This is a genomic window from Kineococcus indalonis, assembly GCF_009906395.1.
GTDB lineage: Bacteria > Actinomycetota > Actinomycetes > Actinomycetales > Kineococcaceae > Kineococcus > Kineococcus indalonis.
On the sequence record NZ_JAAALM010000765.1, the window covers coordinates 1 to 1,343 of the forward strand.

At 80.6% G+C, this 1,343-nt stretch carries 1 protein-coding gene and 1 pseudogene; both read left to right on the forward strand.

The window, feature by feature from the left end; genetic code table 11:
* Positions 1-720 (forward strand): annotated as a pseudogene (locus GTR00_RS20940) (hypothetical protein); the annotation flags it as partial.
* 189 nt (positions 721-909) lie between these two features.
* On the forward strand, positions 910-1,343 hold a 434-nt coding region (locus GTR00_RS20945; RefSeq protein ID WP_166613449.1), incomplete at its 3' end, for an ATP-binding protein.

The window sequence follows — 1,343 nt, forward strand, 5'->3', positions numbered from 1 at the left end:
CGGCACGCCTCGGCCGCCGCCTCCGCGGAGGCGGCGGCCGAGGCGTGCCGGCTGGTGGAGGAGCTGGGGCTGCTGTGGGGCTCGGCGCCCCCGCCGGTGCTGCGCGCCGGCGGGGTGGGCGTGCGCGAGCTGCGCCGCACCGCGGCCGCGCTGGAGGTCGACGACGCCACCGCCGCCCTGGTCGTGGAGGTCGCGCACCTGGCCGGCCTGGTCGCCGACGACGCGGAGGTGGAGCCGCGCTGGCTGCCCACCCCGGCCTTCGACGCCTGGCGCGAGGAGGGCCCGGCGGCACGCTGGCCGGCCCTGGCCCGCCCGTGGCTGGGCTCGACCCGCGTGCCGGCGCTGGTGGGCAGCCGCGACGCCAAGGACGCCCCCCGCAACGCCCTGGGCCCGGACCTGGACCGCGGGGCCGCGCTGCCGGTGCGCCGCTCGGTGCTGGCGCAGCTGGCCGCGGCGGGCGAGGGCGGCGCCGTGGACGCCGAGGACCTCGCGGCCCGGCTGCGCTGGGACGCCCCGCGCCGCGCCGGGCGGCTGCGCGAGGAGCTGGTGCGCTGGACGCTGCGCGACGCCGGCTGGCTGGGCGTGCTGGGCGCCGGGGCGCTGGCCCCCGCCGGGCGCGCCCTGCTGGGGGGCGAGGACGCCGCCGCGTCGGCCGCCCTGGCCGCGGCGCGGGTGGTCGAGGGGGTCCCGGCCGCGGACGGGGCGGACGCCGGCGCCTGAGGCGCACGGCCCGCAGCGCGGCCGGAGCACCGCCCGCCCGCAGCGCCGGCCGCGGCGCCGACCGCCCGGCGCGCTACCGGAACCGTCCCGGAAACCGACACGCTCCGCTTGCCGCCGCCCGCGGGCTGCGCGAACCTGTCGAACACGGTGACGACGACGCGCCGGTGTCGACGCAGGTGGAGGTGGGCGGTGGAACGCCTCACGCTGGACGAGCAGCTCTCTGCCGCGGCCATGGCGCGCCACTGGGTGTGCGAGCAGTGCCCCAGCGAGCACCTGCCGGAGGCGAGGCGCTGGATCGCGGAGCTGCTGACCAGCGAGCTGGTCTCCAACGCCCTGGAGCACGGCCGCGGTCCGGTGGTGCTGACCCTCACGCACGACGAGGAGGGCATCGTGGTGGGCATCTCCGACGGCGACACGCGGGTGCCGGCGCTGCGCACCCAGGTGCCGGGGGCCACGGAGGGGCGCGGCATCGCCCTGGTGGACGCCCTGTCGACGGCGTGGGGCGTCTACCGCAGCCACACCCCGGACCCGTCCTCGCCGGCGGCGGAGGCGGAGGGGTCGTGGTCGAGCTGGCCGCAGCCGGAGGAGGACGGGTCGGGGGTGGGCGCCTCGGGCGGCAAGAC